22 protein-coding genes are annotated in these 22,259 nt (G+C 62.3%); 14 read left to right on the top strand and 8 right to left on the bottom strand.

The annotated features are described in order from the left end of the window. Nucleotides 1-36 precede the first annotated feature (36 nt). Nucleotides 37-798, top strand: a complete 762-nt coding sequence (locus RY1_RS05900; RefSeq protein ID WP_072802575.1) for a maleylpyruvate isomerase family mycothiol-dependent enzyme — start codon at nt 37-39, stop codon at nt 796-798. Nucleotides 799-1,143: 345 nt separating this feature from the next. After that, entirely contained in the window at nt 1,144-1,839 is a 696-nt protein-coding gene (locus RY1_RS05895) for a GntR family transcriptional regulator (RefSeq protein WP_072802574.1), read from the top strand. Between the two features lie 117 nt (nt 1,840-1,956). Here the strand turns inward: RY1_RS05895 and RY1_RS30465 are convergent, their stop codons facing one another. The 6 genes from RY1_RS30465 to RY1_RS05870 form a co-directional block, all read right to left on the bottom strand. Beyond that, nucleotides 1,957-2,439, bottom strand: coding sequence for a TOBE domain-containing protein (locus RY1_RS30465; RefSeq protein ID WP_245819504.1), 483 nt, complete (start codon nt 2,437-2,439; stop codon nt 1,957-1,959). Between the two features lie 12 nt (nt 2,440-2,451). After that, entirely contained in the window at nt 2,452-3,099 is a 648-nt protein-coding gene (locus RY1_RS30460; protein ID WP_245819503.1) for an ABC transporter ATP-binding protein, read from the bottom strand. 11 nt (nt 3,100-3,110) lie between these two features. Beyond that, nucleotides 3,111-4,877: an ABC transporter permease gene (locus RY1_RS05885; RefSeq protein ID WP_072802573.1), complete on the bottom strand. Its 1,767-nt coding sequence runs from the start codon at nt 4,875-4,877 to the stop codon at nt 3,111-3,113. Nucleotides 4,878-4,948: 71 nt separating this feature from the next. Further along, nucleotides 4,949-5,926 carry an ABC transporter substrate-binding protein gene (locus RY1_RS05880; RefSeq protein WP_245819502.1) on the bottom strand — a complete coding sequence of 326 codons (978 nt, stop codon included), beginning with the start codon at nt 5,924-5,926 and terminating at the stop codon, nt 4,949-4,951. A gap of 92 nt (nt 5,927-6,018) precedes the next feature. Beyond that, a complete protein-coding gene (locus RY1_RS05875) occupies nt 6,019-6,903 on the bottom strand; it encodes an amidohydrolase family protein (protein ID WP_072802572.1) in 885 nt (294 codons plus the stop codon). A 56-nt stretch (nt 6,904-6,959) separates the two neighbouring features. Continuing rightward, entirely contained in the window at nt 6,960-7,865 is a 906-nt protein-coding gene (locus tag RY1_RS05870; protein ID WP_072802571.1) for a substrate-binding domain-containing protein, read from the bottom strand. Between the two features lie 559 nt (nt 7,866-8,424). Between RY1_RS05870 and RY1_RS05860 the strand changes: the two genes are divergently transcribed. From RY1_RS05860 to RY1_RS05825, 8 genes are all read left to right on the top strand, one after another. Further along, nucleotides 8,425-9,048, top strand: a complete 624-nt coding sequence (locus RY1_RS05860) for an SRPBCC family protein (protein WP_072802711.1) — start codon at nt 8,425-8,427, stop codon at nt 9,046-9,048. Between the two features lie 3 nt (nt 9,049-9,051). Next, nucleotides 9,052-9,906: an HpcH/HpaI aldolase family protein gene (locus tag RY1_RS05855; protein ID WP_072802569.1), complete on the top strand. Its 855-nt coding sequence runs from the start codon at nt 9,052-9,054 to the stop codon at nt 9,904-9,906. Between the two features lie 25 nt (nt 9,907-9,931). Continuing rightward, on the top strand, nt 9,932-10,990 hold the full coding sequence (locus RY1_RS05850) for an amidohydrolase family protein (RefSeq protein WP_072802568.1): 1,059 nt from the start codon (nt 9,932-9,934) through the stop codon (nt 10,988-10,990). Further along, on the top strand, nt 10,987-12,639 hold the full coding sequence (locus tag RY1_RS05845; protein ID WP_072802567.1) for a thiamine pyrophosphate-binding protein: 1,653 nt from the start codon (nt 10,987-10,989) through the stop codon (nt 12,637-12,639). The genes RY1_RS05850 and RY1_RS05845 overlap by 4 nt, the downstream gene beginning before the upstream one ends. A 40-nt stretch (nt 12,640-12,679) precedes the next feature. Next, a complete protein-coding gene (locus tag RY1_RS05840) occupies nt 12,680-13,561 on the top strand; it encodes a substrate-binding domain-containing protein (protein WP_072802566.1) in 882 nt (293 codons plus the stop codon). Nucleotides 13,562-13,593: 32 nt separating this feature from the next. After that, the gene (locus RY1_RS05835; protein ID WP_072802565.1) at nt 13,594-14,574 is read left to right on the top strand and encodes a substrate-binding domain-containing protein; all 981 of its coding nucleotides are present in this window, start codon (nt 13,594-13,596) and stop codon (nt 14,572-14,574) included. A gap of 31 nt (nt 14,575-14,605) precedes the next feature. Continuing rightward, on the top strand, nt 14,606-15,478 hold the full coding sequence (locus RY1_RS05830; protein WP_072802564.1) for an amidohydrolase family protein: 873 nt from the start codon (nt 14,606-14,608) through the stop codon (nt 15,476-15,478). A gap of 125 nt (nt 15,479-15,603) precedes the next feature. Then, nucleotides 15,604-16,170: a dihydrofolate reductase family protein gene (locus tag RY1_RS05825; protein ID WP_072802710.1), complete on the top strand. Its 567-nt coding sequence runs from the start codon at nt 15,604-15,606 to the stop codon at nt 16,168-16,170. Nucleotides 16,171-16,204: 34 nt separating this feature from the next. Here the strand turns inward: RY1_RS05825 and RY1_RS05820 are convergent, their stop codons facing one another. Then, nucleotides 16,205-17,038 carry an alpha/beta fold hydrolase gene (locus RY1_RS05820; RefSeq protein ID WP_139279734.1) on the bottom strand — a complete coding sequence of 278 codons (834 nt, stop codon included), beginning with the start codon at nt 17,036-17,038 and terminating at the stop codon, nt 16,205-16,207. A 139-nt stretch (nt 17,039-17,177) separates the two neighbouring features. On the opposite strand from RY1_RS05820, the gene RY1_RS05815 reads away from it, so the two are divergent. After that, on the top strand, nt 17,178-18,110 hold the full coding sequence (locus RY1_RS05815; protein WP_169914574.1) for an AraC family transcriptional regulator: 933 nt from the start codon (nt 17,178-17,180) through the stop codon (nt 18,108-18,110). Between the two features lie 21 nt (nt 18,111-18,131). On the opposite strand, the gene RY1_RS30945 is transcribed toward RY1_RS05815, so the two are convergent. Continuing rightward, the gene (locus RY1_RS30945; RefSeq protein ID WP_084727197.1) at nt 18,132-18,482 is read right to left on the bottom strand and encodes a LuxR C-terminal-related transcriptional regulator; all 351 of its coding nucleotides are present in this window, start codon (nt 18,480-18,482) and stop codon (nt 18,132-18,134) included. 397 nt (nt 18,483-18,879) lie between these two features. On the opposite strand from RY1_RS30945, the gene RY1_RS05805 reads away from it, so the two are divergent. From RY1_RS05805 to RY1_RS05795, 3 genes are all read left to right on the top strand, one after another. Then, nucleotides 18,880-20,115: a TetR/AcrR family transcriptional regulator gene (locus tag RY1_RS05805; protein ID WP_072802563.1), complete on the top strand. Its 1,236-nt coding sequence runs from the start codon at nt 18,880-18,882 to the stop codon at nt 20,113-20,115. 119 nt (nt 20,116-20,234) lie between these two features. After that, entirely contained in the window at nt 20,235-20,999 is a 765-nt protein-coding gene (locus tag RY1_RS05800; protein WP_072802562.1) for an SDR family oxidoreductase, read from the top strand. Between the two features lie 205 nt (nt 21,000-21,204). Next, complete coding sequence (locus tag RY1_RS05795; protein WP_218019775.1) at nt 21,205-22,233, top strand: ferritin-like domain-containing protein; 1,029 nt, start codon at nt 21,205-21,207, stop codon at nt 22,231-22,233. Nucleotides 22,234-22,259 lie beyond the last annotated feature (26 nt).

Raw genomic sequence — 22,259 nt, 5'->3', positions numbered from 1 at the left:
TTTCCCTCACCCGCACGTTGATTCGAGAGGCAGACCATGACTAGTCCCACGTACGCAGACATCACCACGATCCCCCGGATCGAGCACAAGGAGGCGATGCGGATTGCTGCAGTCGAAAGCGACAAGTTCGCTGCCGCGCTGCGCGACCTCCACTCGGGAGACTGGGGCAAGCCCACCGCGTGTGCGCTGTGGGATGTGCATGCCGTCGCTGCCCACATCGTCGGATCGGCCGCCGGCCAGGCGTCGGTGCCCGAGTTCGTCCGGCAAGTGCGCAGGGGCAAGCCGCTGATCGCAGAGATCGGCGGACAGTACTGGTGGGACGGGATGAACGAGCTGCAGGTCCGTGAGCGGACGGCCAGCTCGCCCGAGCAGCTGATGGCGGAGTGGGACAAGATCGCCCCGAAGGCAATCGATGCTCGCACGAAGCTGCCCCGCCCGATCGCCAAGTTGCCCCTGCTCAACCTGCCTGCCCCGGTGGGGCGGCAGCCGGTTGCGTACTTGTTCGATGTCGGATTTACCCGCGACGTCTGGATGCACCGGATCGATATCGTGCGTGCCGCCGGCACCGGCCTCGACGTCGACGCCGCGCACGACGGCCGTCTCATCGCCGATATTGTCGCTGAATGGGCAGGCACGCACGGCAAGCCGTTCAGTCTCACCCTGACCGGCCCGGCCGGCGGCTCGTACCGCGCAGGCGAGGGCGGCGAGACCATCGAGATCGACGCCGTCGAGTTCTGCTCGGTCCTTTCCGGCCGCGGCGAAGCCACCGGCCTTCTCGGTCACCCGCTGCCGCTCTGACAATCGTCCGCAGCGCGGCCGATTGCGCCGCTCTTGCCCCACCGCGCGGTTTCACGCAGTCCACAATCGGAGGCGAACCCACCCGTCGTGATGTAAGATTGTGGGACAATTCGATGTCTGAGTTGGGGCTGCGCCGTCACATATACCCCGTACGCAGTGCTCATTCGCCCCGGCTCACGGCCCGAACCGGTACCTACTTCGGTTTTCGTAGGACAACAAGCGCGAGGGGATCATGATCAGACGACGCCCTACGATCCGGCATATCGGGCGCGGGTTCGACCGATGGGGAGTGCCTGGGCAGAGTGACGGTAGGTCAGGGATCAGGGCAATCCGCGGGACATCTTCATGACATCCGTCGAATCGACGAGCAGCGGTACGTCGGTCGATGGGGTTGCGGATGCCGGCGCGACCCGGACCGAACAGGCCTACACGGATCTACGGGCGATCATCCTTTCCGGTCATTACGAACCGGGTTCGCGTTTGACCGAATCGGAGCTCACTACTCAGTTGGGGGTCTCTCGCGGCACAATACGTTCGGTGCTTGCCCGTCTGGCGCAGGAGGGGTACGTCTCGACCGAGGCCAACAGGAGTGCCCGGACGCGTTCGTTCACGGTGGACGAGGCTATCGAGATTCTGGAGACCCGCGCCGTGTTGGAGTCGGCGTTGGCGGCGAAAGCCGCCGAGCGCGCGACGGACGAAGACATCGCGGCAATGACGAAAACGTGTCGGCAGATGTGGGACTGGCAGGTGCCGGGTGGGCGGCAAGAGTACTGGAAATTGAATCGCGAATTTCATGCCCAGGTGAAGCATGCGGCACGTCAGGTCACACTTGCTCGGTTCGTCGACAGCCTGCTTCACCCGCTGGTGTTGAGACAGTATCGCAACGAAGAACTCGAGCTACCGCGGGTGGATTCGGTCCGTGAGCACGAAGCGATCCTTGCTGCCATCGTGACTCACAATCCGGAGGCCGCGGCCGCCACGATGCGGCATCATCTTTCGTCCGCCCGCCGTGCGCTTCAGTTGAACTTCGACGCTCAATAGCACTGTCGCACAATAGGGATCGGCCAGGGTGCAGAACCGTATCGAGTTCTGCACCCTGGCGCATCTGTGTGTCGACGGGTTCACTCCGTATCGGTCGTTGTCAACAGCAACCGCAGTTCAGGACCACAACGCGATGGTTCTGGCGGGGTCCAGGATGACGGTGACGTCATCGCCGGGGCGTGCAGTGAGGTGTGCATCGGCGTGCACACGCATCGACACGTCACCGATGGTGACAACTGCTTCTTGCCGGTCGCCGAGATATTCGGTCGACGCGACACGTGCGGTGAAGCAGTTGACGCGGTCCTGCCGGTCACCCGAGGTGTCGATGCGGAGATTTTCCGGCCTGATACATACGAACATCTCCTGACCCGCGCTCATCGGGGTGGGGGAAGGATTGAACCGCTCGCATCGGATCATTCCGATACTTGTTTTCGCATCGACCGCTCGGTCGCCTTCGTGGCTGTCGATCCGCCCGGGTATCAGATTTGCGCTGCCCACGAAGTCGGCTACGAATCGGGAGGCAGGCGAGTCGTAGATTTCTCCGGGTGAGCCGATCTGTTCGATACGTCCGCGGTTCATCACGACGATGGTGTCGGACATCGCGAGCGCCTCTCATTGATCATGTGTTACGTACACGGTTGTGACGCCGAACTTTTGCTGGAAGGAGCGCAACTCCGCGCGGAGTTGAGAACGCAGTTTGGCGTCGAGGTTGGACAGCGGTTCGTCGAGGAGAAGAACTTCTGGCTCACAGAGGAGAGCGCGTGCGAGGGCCAGGCGCTGTTGTTGACCGCCACTGAGTTGGGTCGCCCATCGATCGGAGTATTCCGAGAGCCCAACTTGTTCGAGCATGGTGTTCACACGGCGTAGCTGTTCGTTGCGCGGGTAGGTCTTGCGCCCGTACCGCAGCGGGAAGGCGGCGTTGTCGAACACCTTCATGTGCGGCCAGATGCCGTAGGACTGAGGCACCATGGCAATAGGTCGGTTGTGTGGGGCGACGTCGCGTTTCTCGGCAGCGGAGAACACCGCTTCACCGTTCATGCGAATCTCGCCGCGGTCCGCGGTCTCCAGGCCTGCGAGGCATCGCAGGGTGGTCGTCTTGCCGCATCCGCTGGGGCCGAGCAGGGTGAAGAAGTGATTCTTCGGGACGACGAAACTGACGTCGTCGATGCCGCGACTCTTTTCGGTGCTTCCGGACCGGACGAAACTTTTCTCGAGTCCGGCGATCTCGACGGAATGCTGGGACGATCTTCCATTGTTCATGGTCAGGCACCTCAGGTGTGTTGTTGGAAGCCACGGCGGTTGATCCACCACACGGCAACGGAGGAGACAGCGAGGAGGAGGACAGCGAGTGCGCTGGCTTCGGGGTAGTCGGCGCTCTCTCCGATCATGTCCCATAGCAGCACGACCACGGTGCGGTTGTCCGCCCCGGAAAGCAGTAGTGCGATAGGTAGTTCGCCGAGGGAGTTGGCGAACACCCACAGCCATGTGCTCGACACCGCGGGGGCGACGAGGGGGAAGATCACTCGGCGCAACACGACAGCGGGCGAAGCACCGGATACCTTGCCGACTTCTTCGAGTCCGGTGTCGAGTTGCAGCAGTGCTGTCTGGATCATGCGCGAACCGCGTGGGATGTATCGCGTGGTGAGTGCGATGATGATGATCCAGATCGAACCGTAGATGGGAATGGGTAGATACAGGTAGAGGAAAAGTACAGCCATGCCGAGCACGACGCTGGGGATTGCGAATACAAGAAAGGACGCGTCGAAAAGTGCGCTGCCGAGGCGGCCTGCTCGAGTGGAGGCGAGGGCGAGCCACAGCGCGGCGAGTGCGGTCAGCGTCGCGGTGACGACGCTGATCACGAGTGTGTTGATCACGGCGTGTGTCAGTTGGGGATTGGTGAAGATCGACGAATAGTTCGCGAAGCTCAAGTCGCCGATGTGGGCCAGGCTGATCGGTTGGAGGTATGGCGTCAGGCTCGTCCATACCAAGGTCAGAATTGGAATGATGATGGCGATCAGGACGTACAGCGTCACCAGCGCGAAGACCGGGTATCGCCAGGGTCCCATCCGAACAGGGGTGGAGCGGTAGCCTTTTCCACCGACGACTTGGAAGCGGTGTGCTTCGCGCGTCTGCCGACGGTAGACGGCGATCATGATGAGCGACAGCAAGACCAGCATGACGCCGTACGCGCTTGCCTGGCCGTAATTGGCCAGACCTGACGGCGGTTGTAGCGACGCTTGGATCAGGCTACTGAAGACATAGATCTGGCCGGGTGTGCCGAGAATGGCCGGGATTGCGAACTCTTCGAGGGCGATGACGACCAGAAGCATGCTGGCAGCGGAGATGCCGGGCATCGTCAGGGGTAGAACGACTTTGCGGGTGCGTGTCCACCATGTGGCGCCTGACGTAGCGGCAGCTTCTTCGAACTCGAGGTTCAATCGGGCGAACGTCGGTGCGAGCATGATGTACATGCCCGGTACGCCGAAGATGGCGGCGACGAGAACCATGCCTGGCAGGGAGTAGATGTTGATCGTCAGCCCGAAGGCCTTCTCGATGGCGATCGCGATCGGGCCGTTCGTCGGGTTGGCGGCAAGTACCCATGCCACGGCCATGACGGTGGCCGGTACGGCCATCGGTGCCAGGGTGCTGGGTGCCAGGAAACGACGCCCCGGAATATCGGTTCGTTCGAATAGGTAGGCGAGTGCGACGCTGATGACGAGGGCGACGGCGACGGTGCCGACCACGAACATCAGTGAGTTGAGGGCAACGTCGACGACGCGTTTGGAGGTGAAGACGTCGACGAAGTTGTCGAGTGTGAATCCCGGAACCTGGAACGGGAGCTTGGTTTGGCTGTCTTTCAAGCTGCTGAACAGCAGCATTCCCAAGGGGAAGAGCAGCAAGTACGCAATGATGACACCGATCGCGATGTTGATGGCGATCAGAACGCGGTCTCGCCGCTTGGGTTGGTCGGTAGGGGGAGGGTGGTGGGCGGCGGACGGAGGCCGTACGCCTTCAGAGAGGTGAGTATCAGACGACATCGCTGAAGTCTCCAGGGGTGAGTTGATGGGTCCACTGTCCGAGCGAGGCAGGGGAAGGAGGGCCGTAGCCGTCAGTTGACGTCGGTGCCCAGGGACTCTTCGACTTGGGGATAGAAGTCCGAAAACTTCTGGTATTGACTGATATCGGTCTCGCTGTACCATTCGATTCCGGCGTCGCACAGGGTGCCGATCACGCGATTGCTGGCCGCTTGGGAGCAGTCGGTGTCGGTGGGAATGATCGAGTTGTAGGTATCGACCAAGGCGGCTTGTCCGTCTTCCGAGGCGAGGAAGGCGGTGAGCAGCCGTCCGGCCGCGGGATGCGGGGCACCGTTGGCAGCGAAGACATAGAACTTGTTGGCGTTGGTGGGTCCGACCGGGGCGACGGCGATAGGTGCGCCCTTGTCCTGCTCTTGCAGAACGAGATTCGCGAGATCGGTGCCGACAGGGGTTTGGCCGGAAGCAATCAGCGTATGAGACTGGGTGGTGTTCTCCGTGTAGTGAGGGTTGAGTTCGGCCAGTTCGGAGGTGAACTCGAGGCCGGCTTCGGTGCTGTACTCCGGTGCCTGTGCCCACACGGTCATGAACGAGCCACGTGACTCGACTGCCAGTTTGCCTCCACCCCAGCGCGGATCGAGGAGGTCGTCCCAACTCGTCGGCACGTCCTCCGGTGCGACGGTGGCGGTGTTGTATGCCCACACTTTCGGTGTTGCCCAGATGTAGACGAAATTGTCGTCGAAGATCTGGTCCTCCGGAACGCCGTAGGCGGCCCAATCCACCGGTGCAGCCAACGATTCCGACGGTACGACGGTGAGGCCACCGGCATTCGAAACGTCGAACGATACACGGTTCGCTGCCTGCTCCACGTTGAGCTGGGTGACGAGATCGGGAGCCTTCTTGTTGGTGTATCGCACCTCGATGCCGGGGTACTTCTGCTCGAACGCCTCGATGGCAGGCCGCATCTGGGCCTCGGGTTTCGGTGCGTACCAGATCACCTGGCCTTCTGTCTTCGCCGCTTCGTAGAGTTCGTCGACGTTCGTGGCGTTCGGCACGGGTGGAGGACCGCTGCACGCGGTGAGGGCTACGGCGGCTGCTGCGCTGACGCACAGGGCCAGTGTTGTGCGCCATGGACATCGCATGATGATCAGTGCTCCCTCGACGCTGTGGCGTCGCTGCCGACGAGGTTGTAGAGCCATCGGGCCGTGCCGCCGGCAATCTGCTCGTGTTCCGTCGAATCCAGCTCCGGCAGCTGCGTCCGGATCAGCGCTTCGAGGTCGGACAGTGAACCGTCCGATGCAGGAAAGTTCGAACCCCACATCACGTGCGCAGGGCCGAACTGATCGACGAGCTTCTTTACGATCACTGCCGCCGAGCCGGTTTCACGCTGAGCACGGAGAATCGCAGGCGGAGTGAGCTTGACATAGACCCGATCGGTGGCGGCCAAGTCGGGGAGGCCAGGAGCGCTGGGGTATGGCGTCTCCTCCTCGCCCAGCTGTGGCCGTCCGGCGTGATCGAGAATTGCAGTGAGTCCTGTGTACTGCTGCAACAGGTGGGCAAGGATCGGAGCGTGTTGAGCGTGCATCTGGATGCAGACCGGCACGCGCTGATCGGACAGGAACTGCCATACCGGTGCCATCCGCTCGTCGTAGAGTCCGCGGCCGGGGGTCGGCACCGTGGTCGTGCCGTCGGCGGCGCGGATTCTCACTCCGGAGAATCCGCGTTCGCCGACCCAGTAGTTCAGGTCATCGACCACCGTGGGCGACAGGAAGTCCACTGAGCACACTCCGCTGAGGCGATCGGGGTGCCGCGCGAGTTCGTCGGCCACATAACTGTTGTCGAATCCGTAGACGGTGGAGGCCTGTACGACGACGAGATGATCTATCTCGGCTGCATCGGCTTCGCGTAGGAGGCCATCGATGTCGTTGGGGCGCTCCTGAGACCAGTTCGACCGATGCCCCCCGAGGGGTGACGCGGGGTAGGTGTCGGTGTCGGGAGAAATGATGTGAGTGTGCGTGTCGACGGTGAACATAGGTACCTTACGGCTGATCGGTGGCGGGGTGGGGGAGTGGCATCGACGGCAGTTCGTCAGCCGTTGTCGCCTAGTGCTTCGGTGAAGTCGGCGAGCAGTTCAGGCACAGTCACGGGCGTGCGAATGATTTTCTGCTGCAACGCATAATCGATTGCCACCTGCAGACCTGCAACGAGTTCGTCGGAAATTCCGAAGCGTAGGGCGCGTACGCGAGGCCCTGGGTCGGTTTCGGATGCACGGCGCTTGTCGATCTCGGCGCCGAAGGCGGCGTACAGCGCGGCGACGGTTTCGGGTTCGCGGTCGAGTAGGTCTCGGCGCACGGTGAGCATGTGGTTGATCGGCACCGTGTTGTGCCTGCGGCCCCAGGCTTCCTCTGCCTCGCGCCAATTCGGGATGATAGGGACAAGAGGCCCCTGCGCACCGTCCAGCGCCGGTGGGCCGAGCACTGCGGCGGCGACGTCGCCGCGTTCGAGCACTTCGAGGACCTTGCCGGTTGTGCGTTCGACGTTGTCGGGTTCGACGTAGCTCTGGACGTGGGGTTCTTCGGTGGTGACCCACGTGACGTCCTTGGCATCGACGCCGAATTCCTCGTGCAGGATGCCGCGAACCCACAGCCCAGTCGTCTGACTGTAGGCGCGGACTCCCACTCGCTTACCTGCCAGGTCTGCCGGATCGATTTCGGTCGACCCCGGCCACCGTGTCAGCGAGTGATGGTGGAAGTCGCCGCTGAGCACGATGGGAAGCAGCGTGATCGGTGCGCCGGCCTCGTGTGCTTGGAGGAACGTCGCGATTGCAAGCTCGCTGACGTCGTACGCGAGCTCACGCACCATGGGCGCGAAGGCTTTGTAGATCGGATCCGATGCCGCGAGTTCGACGCGGCGACCTTCGGCGGTGAAATCCGGATCGGTCAGAAATGCCGTGTGGGGGTAGGACTTTGCGGCGATAGACAACGGGGTGCTCATAAAGATGGACTCCTCTGTGCGTCCGAACCCGGGGGAGCGGGCGCCTGTGCGATGCACTGTGGCGTGCGACCCATCAGCGGGTGGATGTGACGATGCGAACAACAGAACTGTACAACGTTCTGAGTCGAAATAGGGCGCAAATCACGATTTACTTCCGCTTTGAAAGCCAGATCGTCCAACAATCGGTCTTCTTTTGCTTCGTTCATCGCAGCAAAGCGCTGGTCGCCGCCTCGGCTCGGTACAAGTACGCCGTCGATCAGTGACCCAACCAAAGTTGTTGAACAACTGGGACGCGGTTCCGAACTGTCGACGCGATGCACTCGTTCAGCCAGCCTCTTGCCGCCTACGATGATCCGCTGTTACGCTGCGTCGAGCAAAGTTGTTAAACAATCTGTGTTGCAGTCGAGTGGATGTTGAATCGGCGAGCGCGTGCAACCGGTCGATCTCGATCGGCGTCGCCCATGGAGTCGTAGCCCGCTCTCACCACAACCCGCGACTTCCTGGGAACCGCAGCACTCTGCAGAGGCTGTTTCACGATCGGCAAGGCAAGGACGTACCAGTGATATCCATCGACGAAGAGATCTTTGTACCTGCGTCACCGGAACGCGTGTGGGCAGTGATCTCGGATCCAACAGAAGTGGTGACGTGCATCAACGGCGCCGAACTGGGCGAGTTCCACGACGACGGTTCCTTCGACGGCACGCTGGTGGTGAAATTCAGTGCCCTTCGGGTGCGATTCGGGGCTCGCATGAACCTGGATCTGGACGAACCCGAGCAGCAGGGGCGCCTTTCTGCCCGCGGACGAGATGGACAGGGCGCCACCCGCTTCAGTGCACATGCGATCTTTTCGATCGAGAAGGACGAGGAGATGTCCGGCACTCGGCTGCGAGTGTCGGGCGAGGTCGACCTCGCTGGCAAACTTGCCGCGCTCATCGAAGCAGGGGCAGGTGTCGTCGTCTCGCGCATGATGAAGGACTTCTCCGATGAACTCGTCCGCCGCTGCACTGCCACCGCCGACACCGCCACCGATACCGCTGACGCCCATTCGGCGCTTGAAGCGCAACGTCTTTCGGTGCCCGGCGGCAACACCGTTGTCGCCCGCACAACCGTATGGCAACGGGTGCGCGCGTGGTGGCGGGAGACAGCGCGCCGACGACAGGCCAACCGAAGTGGAGTGAAGTAAGAAATGGCACGATTGAACACCGTCATCGGTGCGCTCGAAACCGCCCAGCACGCGTTCGCCGCGTTCGCCGCACCCGAACCCGCCGCAGCGTTGGACTTCGCGCAATCGGACTACGACGGTTTGGTTTTCGAGTCCGAGCACAAGCCCTGGGATGCAACGACATTGCGCGACAGCCTCCAGTATCTGCTGAATCGCCGCCGTGTCTTCGAATCCGACACACTCGCCCCGGCGCCCACTCCTCTCGTTCGAGTGCCGGTCAACGGCGGCGAGCAGGGGCAGTGGCATGCCAAGCAAGCACTCGACCTCGGTGCGTACGGAATTGTCTGGCCACACATCAGCCGAGTCGAAGAAGCTCGTAATGCCGTGTCGGCATGCCGATACCCGAGACTGCCGGATGTCGATCGCTACGACCCGCCAGGAATTCGCGGCGACGCACCCGCTGCCGCGGCACGCTATTGGGGCTTGTCGAACGACGAGTACTACGCCAAGGCCGACGTGTGGCCGCTGGCATCGGACGGAGAAATTCTCGTGGTCATCCAGATCGAAGACCAACTCGGCATCGAGAACCTGCCCGATATCCTCACCCAGGTTCCTGGTATCGGACTCGTGCTCATCGGCGAAGGAGATCTCAGCCAGGAGCTGGGCATACCGCGCCAACTCGAGCACCCGTTGCTCGACGATGCCCGGCGCCGAATCGTCGATATCTGCCACGAACACGACGTCGTGGTCGGTCATCCGCACGTGACGTCCAGGAACGTCGAACAGGTACTCGCCGACGGTTACCGCTTCCTCATGTCGGCACCGGTGCGTAGCTACCCGGGCCTCGATCTCGGACGCACACTCACCGGCCGCGCCTGACACCCACACTATTGGAGAACACTTCATGATCATCGACTGTCACGGCCACTTCACCACCGCCCCAAAGGCTCTCGGAGAATGGCGCGAACGCCAGATCTCGGCGTTCGAAGCAACGGGAGCCCGTGTCTCGTCCGACTCGTTGGAGATAGACGACGACGACATCCGGGCGGCGATAGAAAACGGGCAGCTGAAGCTGCAACAAGAGCGGGGCACCGACCTGACCTTGTTCTCGCCCGGCGCGGGAAAGATGGCACACCACTACGGAGACGCGCAGACCAGCTTGACCTGGTCGCAGATCAGCAACGACCTCATTGCGCGAGTATGCAGATTGTTCCCCGGCCGCTTCGTCGGGGTGTGTCAGCTACCGCAGTCGCCAGGCGATGCTCTTGCGGAATCGATACAACGGTCCGCGGAGGAACTCGAAAGATGCGTCGAGGAACTAGGATTTGTCGGCTGCTTGCTCAACCCGGATCCATCGGACGGGTACTGGCAGGCGCCGCCCTTGACGGACAAGGTTTACTACCCGCTCTACGAAAAGCTGGTCGAACTCGACGTTCCTGCAATGGTTCATGTCGCAATGTCCCGAAATCCGGCTATCCAGGGAACCTGCGCGCACTACCTCAACGGTGACACCGCAGCCTTCATGCAGTTGTGCCAATCGGATCTGTTCGACGACTTTCCCACGCTGCGATTGATCCTGCCGCACGGCGGCGGAGCCGTCCCCTATCATTGGGGTCGATACCGCGGCATGATGCAAGACCAACGTCGACGGCCGCTCGAAGAAGCCCTGCTCGACAACGTCTTCTTCGATACGTGCGTCTATCACAAGCGGGGACTCGAACTCCTCACCGACATCATTCCAGCGAAGAACATCCTGTTCGCCTCGGAGATGATCGGCGCGGTTCGCTCTGTCGACCCCGAAACCGGACACCGTTTCGACGACACGAAGGCGTTGCTGGACGCCATCGAATCGATCCCCGACGATGACAGACGAGCAATCTACGGCGGAAACGCGATGACCGTGTTCCCTCTTCTGGCGCAACACCTCTCGAACACCGGGCAGTACGAAGGAGTCGTGCGATGAAGGTATACGAAGCGTTGGCCGAAGCGTTCATCGCCGAAGGCACCACGGACGTGTTCGGCATGATGGGCGACGCGAACATGCACTGGATGAATGCGCTGGCGAACCACGGCACAGCGCTCTACGAGGTACGCCACGAAGGTGCAGGACTGAGCATGGCGCACGGGTTTGCCCGTGCATCCGGTAGGCCCGGCGTCGTCACGACGACGAGCGGACCCGGAGTCGCACAACTGGCGACCTCCATGGTTGTCGCGAGCAGGGCCCGTATCCCGCTCGTCGCGTTCTGCGGAGAGACCCCGCTGGGCGACGAGCATGCCGTGCAATACCTCGACCAACGACGATTCGCCGCCGCCATCGAGTGCGAATACCTCCAAGTCACCAAGGCCGACAGCGCTCGGGAGGTGGTGCAGCGAGCTTTCTATCTGGCTCGCACGGAGAAGAAACCGGTGATGATCAGCGCCCCGTTCGATGTGCAACTACAAGAATTCGACGACGTCTCTCCCTACATACCCTCGACCGAACTGCTTCGGACTGCCAAACTTCTTCCGCATCCGAGCCTCGTCGAGCAGGCGTGCTCCATCATCGAGGAAAGCAAGAAGGTCGTCATCGTCGCCGGTCGCGGTGCCCGCAGCGCCGACGCGGGTGAGGAGATCCTGGCCCTTCAGCGTCGTACCGGGGCCCTGTTGGCCACCACTCTGCAGGCCAAGAACTGGTTGTGTGCGGACAGCGATTACCACGTCGGAATTGCAGGATTGTTCGGTAGCAGACTCGCGATGGAACTGCTGCAGGAAGCGGACTGCGTCATCGCAGTCGGAGCCAGCCTGAACCATTACACGATCGAAAGCGGGTACCTCTTCCCGGAGGCGAAATTCATCCAACTCGACACCGCACCTCATCTGGTGATGGGTAACGGTCGAGTCGCCGACTGCTACATGCAGGCCGACGCGATCACCGCACTCGATGCTCTGACGCGCGCACTCGAACGCAAATCCGTTCAGCTCGAGGGATTTCACACCCCGGACGTGCGCGGCCGGCTCACAGCCCCACTGCTCGACCCGGCCGACTATCGCAGCGAGCCGAACCTCCTCGATCCTCGTGAAGCGATCGCTACCATCGATGCCGAACTGCCCGGAAACATTGGTTTGGTTCTCGGAAGTGGCCATCAAACCGACTTCGGCACAATGCTGTTCCAGAGATCACGCGACATCACCTCCAACTACGGCATGTTCGGAGCGATCGGGCAAGCTCCCTTGCTGACCATCGGCACCGTGGTCGCACATGGAGGCAAGCCCACCTTCGTCGTCGAAGGTGATGCAAGCTTTCTGATGCACCTGTCGGAGTTCGAGACCGCCTGCCGCTACGACCTCCCCATATTGGTGGTCGTGATGAACGACGAAGGCCTCGGAGCCGAATACCACAAAGCCAAAGCCAAAGGCCTCGATCCCGAACTCGCCGTCATCTCCACGCCTGAACTGGGTGAGGTCGGCAAGACCCTCGGCGGGAGCGGTGCCACTGTTCGGACGGTAGCCGAATTGCGTTCAGCGCTGGCCGAATACGTTCGCGCGCCGGGCCCGACGATCATCGACGTGCGTATCACCCGCGAGATCTTGAGCGTGCCCTATCAACGTATCCAGTACGGCGCAGACGTATGACCCGTGCGCTACGACAACTCGAGCAGAACAGGATCCGTCCATGAAGATCACATTAGGCAAAGACGACGTTGCTGCCGTTGCGTTCGAGGCTGCAGCGGCAGTCGGCGCAGAACCCGAAAGGCTCGATGTCCGGCCTATACACAAGGCCTCACGCGGTTTCGTGAACGACTCGGCAGCAGATCTGTGTGAACTCGCGGTGGTCACCCTGCTTCAAGCGGTCGCACACGACAAGCCGGTGGCGCTACTGCCGGTGACCATGCTCGGCCGCCACCAGCATCAGACTCTTGTCACGATGTCCGAGCTCGGAGTCGAGGACGTTCGGGGACGGAGCATCGGAGTTCGCGCGTGGAGCCAGACCACCGGGGTGTGGCTTCGCGGATTCCTCGGCGACCAGTACGGTATCGATCTTCGAGATGTGCAGTGGCGCACTTACGAAGGCGGCCATGTCGACGGCGCCACCGACCCTGCCTGGGTTCATCGTGCGCCTGACGGTGCGAAACTCAAGGACGACTTCCTCGAAGGTCGACTCGATTTCGCGATCATGGGCAACGAACTGCCAGCCGACGACCGAATTCGTACCGCAATTCCGAACGCGCTGGATGTGGCCGAGAGGTGGGCCGAAAAGAAGGGCTTCGCACCGGTCAATCACGTCGTCGGAGTCAATGTCGCTTTCGCTGAGCAGAATCCGAAGGCCGTTCTGGCGGTGTACGACGCGCTCGCAGAGTCGGTCGCTGCCCGCGACACCAACTCGAATGCCGTGGCGTTGAATCCGGTGGGCTTCGACGGGCTGCGAGGCCCCATCACCGACGCGTCTCGCTACGCCTACGAGCAGGGTCTGCTGCCTCGACCGGTCGACTTCGACGAACTGGTCGAGCGGACATCCGCGGCCCTGGGAGTCGCCGCTTCGCGGCTGACGGCCTGACCGCGACCCCACCAACAGTGAAAGGTTCGAACATGACCACCCTCTCGGTTGCACTCGGCGACTACCCGCACGTGAAAGCACTTCTATCCGGGAAGATCCAGATCCCCGGCTACGCAATCGAACCAGTCGAGGTCAAACCGATCATCGGTGCATACCGGCGAATGATCAGGGACCTCGAATTCGATGTATGCGAACTTGCTCCAACCTCGTATCTGATGGCGCTGCAGGCGGGCGTGCAACTGACCGGCATTCCGGTCTTTCTCAATCGCCGCTTCCATCACTCGGACGTGCAATGCAGCACGACGTCGGGAATTCGTTTCCCTTCAGACCTGCAGGGAAAGAAAATCGGCGTCCGGGCGTACACCGTCACCACGGGCGTGTGGATGCGGGGGATTCTGCACGACGAGTACGGCCTGGACGCCGGCCGCGTCGAATGGGTCATCGACGACGACGACCACATCGAAGGCAGGGCCCCATCGAACGTCACACGAGTCACCGACGGTCGATCACTCGGTGAACTACTGCGCGCGGGCGACATCGATGCCGCGTTCAGCGGCAACGCCGGCACCGGACGAGCAGGAGCCCCGCGGGCAGGATGGGCGGCCGCAACAGAAGAACCCGCCTCTGGCGACGGACCGTACCCGCTGTTTCCAGATCACGAAGTCCTCGAGACCGATTGGTATCTGCGCACGGGTATCTACCCGTTGCATTCGGTCATAGCAATCAAAAGTGAACTCGTCGAACGTGACCCGCAGCTCCCCACGGCTCTCTACGAAGCATTCTCCGAGAGCAAACGCCGCCAGGTCGAAGACGATCCCGAGTGGACGATGCTGGAGCGACTGGGTAAGCAGGCCAAGCAAATCGGTAGCGATCCGATCCCATACGGCTTCGGCTCCAACGACGCCAGCATACGGGCGCTGGTGAAGTTCTCGCGAGATCAAGGACTACTGGACGCAGATTTTCCGGACGACATCACTCAATGGTTCGCCAAGGGCGACTACCCGAACGCGTGAGCTGTACCCACAGAGGAGGAAGGCTCCCACGATGACCATCATCGACACCCACTGCCACATCATTTCCGACGACGAGACCCGCTACCCCCGTGCCCCCATCGGCGGGACCCAGTCGAGTTGGGCCAGTTCCAGACCTGTCACGACAGATCAGATGATCGAGCGCATGGACGCATCCGGCATCGATCGGTCCGTGCTGGTTCAGGCCACAACTGCCTACGGATACGACAACTCGTACGTTCTCGACAGCAAAGCCCAGCATCCCGACAGGTTCCTCGCTGTCGGGACCGTGGACCCGCTGCGTCCCGACGCCGCCGACAACCTGGAACGGGCAGTCGGTGACGGTGGTCTGGACGGCGTACGGCTGTTCACCAGCGGAAGCACCGTCCCCGTGCAAGGTGAATGGTTCGCTGCTCCTGAAACGAACCCGTTCTGGGAGAAAGCAACCGAACTCGACGTCCCAGTGTGCCTGCAGATGCGGCTCGGACCCGCAACAGAGCAGCTGCACGTCCTTCTTCGCAGGTACCCGAACGTTCGGATCCTGCTGGACCACATGGGTTACCCCGACATCGAATCCTCCCCGCACGCTGCAGGCGAACTGGTCGCAGAGCTCGCTGTGCACCAGGCGCTGCATCTCAAACTTACCCATCGCAACCTCGAACGACTCCACGACGTCGGCGAGAAGGCTGCCGAATTCCTCGACCCGGTGCTCGGTGCATTCGGATCGAACCGGATCGCGTGGGGATCCAACCTCCCCGCGGCCGAACAGTCGCTTCCCGAACTCGTGGTGCTCGCCGAAGGTGTGCTGGCAGGTGTGTCCGACGACGACCGGCAGCAGATCTTCGCAGGCACAGCGCAGAGCTTGTACGGTGCTGCACGTGTCACAGGAGTGGGCAACGGACTCTGACGTCAGGAGGCGAACCGGCGCTCTCGCACGGTGATGGCACGTTCGGATGGTGCCGCCGAATCCGAGCGGTTGGCGGCGCCTTTGCCTCCGCGATGAGTTCTGCCTTCTCTCACGGTCTGATCGGCATGGGAAAACTCATCTATGGCTTCAACGTGTCGGTGGACGGATACATCGCAGACGCACAAGGCAGCATCGACTTCTCCGATCCGAGCGAAGAACTGCATCAGTACTGGAACGACTTCGAGCGGGAGACGGCGCTTGCGCTCTACGGGCGTCGCCTCTACGAGCTGATGTCCTCGTATTGGCCTACCGCCGACAAGGCACCGGACGCCACCCCGCTGATCGTCGATTTCGCGAATGTTTGGTGCCACATGCCCAAGGTCGTGTTCTCGCGCACCTTGGACTCCGTCGACTGGAATTCGCGCCTCGAACGCGGCGATCCGGTGGAGGTGGTCACGAAGCTCAAGGCCGAAACCGAAGGTCAGTTGGAGGTGGCAGGCGCCACGCTGGCTGCACCGATCGTGCAGGCCGGACTGGTCGACGAGTACCGGATCGTGCTCACACCCACCGCCCTGGGAGGCGGCACACCGTTCTTCCCGACACTGCCGTCATGGATCTCGCTGCGGCTGTTGGAGAACCGCACCTTTCCCGGCGGCACGGTGTTGCTGCGGTACGAGGCGAAACGAGACTGATCGAGTCGCCGACGTGATCGCGGCCGCTGCCGGGTCAGGTATGCGCGGTCAACACGGCCGCGAGGTGCTCGATCAGGTGTGTGAACACCGTCTGCGGTTGCTCGAGACTCACCGAATGCCCAGCGGCGGGCACACGCCGGAATGTGCCGTCGGTGGCTGCTGCGATGTGCTCGTCCGAAAGGGGCGGCGGATAGGCATGGTCTTCGCTCCCGGAGATGGCGAGAACTGGAACGCCGCATTCCGCCAGTTCTTCGACGAGTCCGTCGCGGTGGATCACGCGATCGGCGCTGTCGGCGATGGTGTTCGGCAGCGCAGCCATCTTTCCACGCCAGTGCTGCACGACTGGGCCTCCGGTCGCCAAGCTCGTATCGCCGAACATGATGTGCATGAGTGTGTCGACGACCGGTTCGGCTCCCGCCTCGTGCAGCGCGTCGACGAGCGGTGCGAAGGCTTCGAGTTGGTGTTCCTCCTCGGCCGACGAACTGGCGGCGATTGCGGAGAGCAGCAGCTCGGGCCGCCGGGTGGCGAGGCGGAGAGCGATGAAGCCGCCCATCGAGTTGCCCAGGAAGTGAACTGGGCCGAGGTCGAGGTGCTCGATGAAGGCGGCGGCATCCTCGGTCAGCTCGTCCATCGACAGTCGGGCGAGGTTGGCGGGGGAGCTGGCGCCCTGACCGCGGTGGTCGTACGCGACGACCCGGTGGCCGGCGTCGACGAGGAGTGCTGTCAGCGGTGTGAACATGGTGTGATCGAAGAACAGCGAGTGACTCAGCACGAAGATCGTCCCGTCTGCCGCGCCGGAGTCGACATACGCGATGCTCCCATCGCGGATCTCGGCGTACAGCAGGTCTGGTGTCGAGGTGGAGGTCATCGTCGTCCTTCCGTTCAGGCCGCTCGTGTGATGGGCGACACGTTAGGCTTACGACGTTATGCGGGATCGATGGGCGCGGCTTCCGGCCGCGCGCACCGTTCTTCCGGATCTGCGCACGATGCCGAGGAGGGTGCTGTCCATGACACCGGCATCTCCAGCGCCCTATGCGGTGACGGGCATCGACACCGACGCGTTCGCCGATGCAGATCAGCTCGAGGTCTGGACCGAGGAAGTGCGGCGCAATCACGGCATGCTCGCGTTGAGTCCGTCACAGCCCGCTACCTTCGACGGCATCACCGTGGTGCAGCGCGCCGGCGACATGCAGCTGGTCGAGTTCTGTTCGGACGCCGTGATCTACCGCCGCCGCGACCGCGATGTGCGACGCGACGGTGACGAGACGGTCAGGATCCTCGTGCCCCGCAGCGGAAGGTTCGTGGTCGAGGCCGACGGGCGGCAGCTCGACCTCGACCCGGGTACCGCTGTCGCGATCTCGATGGCCAGTGCGTTCACCATCGCTCACGGCCGGGGTGCGCGGGCATGGGTGTTCAGCACACCGCTGGATCGACTGCAGCGAGACTTCGATCCCAGGGTGCCGCGGTCGATCGATGTGACGTCCGGCGCAGGGGCAGTCGGCCTGGCGATGATGAGGCAGATCTCGCGTGAGCGTGAGTCGCTGGACACGGCGGACTTCGTCGCAGTTGCAGAGTCGCTCGCGTCACTGATGGGCCGCCGGAAGGACCGGGAGCAGCACGCGTCATCCCTGCCGACCGAGGCAGCGGAGATCGTGCGTCGCCGCAGCGACGACCCGGACCTCACCCCGAGGACACTCGCGTCGCAACTGGGATGGTCTCCGCGCCACGTCCAGACTGCGCTGGCGGCCGCAGGAACAACGCCGTCGCGGATGATTCGCCATGCCAGACTCGAGCGCGCAGCTGAGCGACTGCGGGATCCGGCGTGGGCCGACCAGGGCGTCGCCCGCGTGGCGCTGGCGTCGGGATTCGGGTCGGTCAGCAGCTTCTACGCGGCATTTCGCGATGCCTACGGCACGTCACCAGGAGAGTCCCGAGGATGACATCGCAACTCGGCGCTGTCGTCACAGTTCATCGAGGGTGACGAAACCGTCCTGAAGCGCTCGCGCGACGAGCGCCGCCTTGGTCGGAGCGGGCCGGTCCACCTTCGCGTACTTGTCGCGAATACGGGACAGGTGGGTGTTGACCGTCCCCAAAGCGATATGTAGGTGTGCTGCGACGTCCAGCTTGGAATCGCAGTCGAGCCACGCTTTGAGCACCGTGACTTCGCGCTCGCTCAATCCCGCTCTGGCGTAGGTCGGCGCTGGGATTCGAGCGGGTGATGCGGGAGGGCGTAGGCCTGTCGCACGTCCTGACGGCACGACGCGATTGCCGACAGACGACCGATGCACATGGGTGCGTGGTGAGGTGAGCACGGTTGTTTCTCCTGAACATCCGGTTGGTTTCTGGTGCCGGTTGGTTTCTGGTGCCGGTTGGTTTCTGGGCGAGGGCTGGGGCGCTGGAGACCGTGGGGCCGGCCTGCCCGATGGAGAGGGGTTCGCGATGGCCGCCGATGTGCGTCGAGGCGTTCCCTCCGGATTTTCGTCACAGGCAGCTGTTGTGCAGGGCCGTTGGACGAGGATGCTTGTAGTTTGCCCAATCTGATCACGGCCTCGAAACAGCTGCAACACAATCGATTCTGACTGGATTGTCAAAAATCTAGTTTCATCTCTACTGGCATGTAGTTGGAACTACATGCTGCGAGCGGAACAGTCCGCTCGGTATAGTTCAGCGTCTATTCTGGTTTTCGGACTTTGTAGAGGTGGATTTCCTGTGAGTTCCAGGTCGACGCCGCGAGAGCAGCTGCTGCACGCCGGTTCACGTCTGTTGGGTCAGATCGACACAACCGAAATCGTGCGCTCGCTGTCCATTTCTGCCGTTGTCGAGGAAGCCGGACTTTCGCATCAGACGTTCCACAACACCTACCCGGGTACCTCTCGCGCCGGCGGCACGGGCGGGAAGGAAGCATTCGTCGAAGACTTGCTCGCCAACCTCACGATGAACTACACCGGACTCGCTGCAGCAGAGGGGGAGTCGATGGCATCAGCAGTGTTCGACGACCTGGCGTCAGGGTCGATGCGCGGCCGACTCATCGCGGCTCTCCTTGCCAGTGACCACGATGGGGCGCGCAAAGCCGTCGCCCCCGAGTTCGAACGCCTGGACGGCGACTTTCGAGCGATGGTGGGTGAGGCAGTTCGGTCCCGCGGCGGGTCGGTACGCCAGCCATCGACACTGACGACCTTGTCCACGGTGCTCGGCGCACTCGTCGACGGTCTTGCGCTGCGCGAGATGCTCACGCCCGGCTCCATCTCCGACCGGGATGTGGAGGCCGCAACCGACTCGATCCTGCGTGGGGCAATCGACCCGATACATTCCGATCGAGTCGTCCTTCCGTCCGATCCGATACAGCCGGACACGGGTTCGGACCCACTGCGCTTCGACCTCGAAGCCGACATCATCGACGCCGCCGAGACGCTGTTCGCGAACAACGGCTACTTTCTGGTCACGCTCGCCGATATCGCCACGGCCGCTCGGATCCGGGTCGATGACGTGAGACGGCTGTTTCCGAGCAAGATCGACATCATCGTCGCTGCCCTGAAACCGGAATTCGAGCGGGTTCACCGTCTCCGCCGCGCCGACGAAAAGCTCGGAGTCGAGCCGCGTGCCGCGCTGCATCGCACGCTCATCGCGTTGGGAGACTTCGTGATCGGGAACCGAGCGATGAGCTCGGGGATGTTGCTTGCGCTTACGTTCGAGCAGTTTCAACAACCGAACACGGTGACCACTGTGATGGAGAATCTGCATCTACCCTCTGCGGTCGTGCCGATCCTCGAACGCGGCCGAGAAGCGGGGGTGTTCGGAGACGACGCACCGGTGATGGAGGTAGCCATCATGCTCACCAACAACGTGCTCTTTCGCTGCCTCACCCGCCCGAACGAGACATCCGCCGACGTTGTCGACAGCGTAGTGCGCGTACTTCTACCCGGTATCTCGGTGCGTGACCGGTGATGGAGTCGTGCCGACAGTAAGCGATCAGAAATCCGCTGTCACAAACTCGTGTGCCGTCCGGTCGAAGAGTATGACCGGGTGACCACCAAGGCCTCCGGCGAACAGCGGAAGGAAATCTCATGAAGATCGTTGTCATCGGCGGAACAGGTCTCATCGGCTCCAAGGTCGTCACCAAGCTCGGGGAACACGGACACGAAGCGGTTGCGGCGTCGCCCAACTCGGGTGTGGACACGCTGACAGGTGAAGGGTTGGACGAGGTGTTGGTCGGAGCCGACGTGGTGATCGACGTCTCCAACTCACCGTCATTCGAAGATGCGGCCGTACTCGACTTCTTCACGCGTGCAACGACGAACATCCTCGCGGCAGAGGCCAAAGCGGGCGTCGGTCACCACGTCGCGTTGTCGGTGGTAGGTACAGAACGCCTCACCGACAGCGGGTACATGCGAGCAAAGGTCGTGCAGGAGAACCTGATCAAGAAGTCGAAAATCCCGTACTCCATTGTCCATGCCACGCAGTTCTTCGAGTTCTTCAAGTCCATCGCACGTGGGGCAACTGTCGGCGACGAGGTCCGGCTCTCGTCCGCGTCGGTTCAGCCGATGGCCGCCGACGAGGTTGCGAGCGCAGTCGGTCGAGTCAGCGTCGGTGCTCCGTTGAACGGAACGGTCGAGATCGGTGGGCCCGAGGTGTTCACACTCGCGGACTTCATCGCCCGCGGACTGAAAGCGCACCAGGATCCACGTGCAGTCGTCGTCGACGACGGCGCTCCGTACTTCGGTGCCATCCTGTCCGGCCGTGAGCTCGTGCCGAGCGACGATGCGCAGCGCGCCGAGACCACGTTCGACGCATGGCTCGCGGTGGACGTCGTCAGCGGCCCCAAGCCGTGATCGAACGCCACTGATCCTCATGCGTTGTCCGGACGATGTCGCGACGTAGGAGCGGGAGCACCGGGTTTCAGACGGCCTCTTCATCGGAGGTATGCGTCAAGCAGAACGCGACTGGTCCCACCCGCCGCCGGGCAACAGCATCGACATCAGCTCACTGCCACGCCGAATCCCCTGAAATCAGGCCTGCACAATGACCACAAGTATCGTGACCATAGAAACGTTGGACGATCTACGAACCCACTTGCAGTGGGCTATCGAGCTGGAACACAGCACGATTCCGCCGTACATGTACGCGTTGTACTCACTCGATCTCAGTCGCAATTCCGAAGCAGCGCAAGTCATCAGCAGTGTGTTCGTCGAGGAGATGCTGCATCTGGCACTTGCTGCCAATCTGCTCAACGCGGTCGGTGGGAAACCCGTGCTCGACAGTCCCGAGATCCTTCCTTCCTACCCACACACGTTGCCGCACAGTGACGGATCCGTTCGGATCGACTTGGCGCCGTTCGGTCCGGCCGCTCTGGAATTGTTCCTGGCCATCGAGAAGCCTGCATCGGCCGAGGCGCCGCCGGAAGCCGATCGATATCACAGCATCGGCCAGTTCTACGCAGCAGTCGAAACCGGCCTCCGAATGCTCTGTGAAACCCTGGGGGAGGATGCTGTGTTCAGTGGTGCCCCTGAGCGTCAGCTTCATGAAATCCATTTCAGCAGCACCGCTGGAAACATCGTTCCCGTGCACGATCTTGCTTCGGCTTCGGCTGCACTGAAGGAGATAGTCGAACAGGGCGAAGGGGCCGCGAGAACCGATGCCTGGGACGGAAACAAGAACGTCTTCCATCCGGAGTTCGACGAAGTGGCACACTACTATCGGTTCGTCGAGCTGAAGTGCGGTCGACGATTCAGAACCGGAGATACGCCCCGATCGGGACCGACAGGGGAGGAGATCGCGGTGGACTTCGACGGAGTGCGGCCCATGCGGAGCAATCCGAAGGTGGCCGACGCGCCCGAGGGAAGCGCTGTGCGTACTGCTCAGGATCGGTTCAACAACACGTACTGCCTCCTTCTCTACTTGTTGGAGGACACATTCAACGGCAATCCCTCGGGCATGAACACGGCGATCGAAGCAATGTTCACGTTGAAAGGGCAAGCGCAAGATCTGATGTCATTGCCGTCGGGTGACGGAGTCACCCTTGCCGGGCCGACATTCGAATACGTGCCGATCGACGCCCGTAGCTGACACGCGGTGGGGTGCATTGCTTCGGC

The sequence above is a fragment of the Rhodococcus yunnanensis NBRC 103083 genome (assembly GCF_001895005.1).
In the GTDB taxonomy this organism is placed as follows: Bacteria; Actinomycetota; Actinomycetes; order Mycobacteriales; family Mycobacteriaceae; genus Rhodococcoides; species Rhodococcoides yunnanense.
The sequence above is the reverse complement of the archived record's forward strand: the minus strand, read 5'-3'. Positions and strand labels throughout refer to the sequence as shown.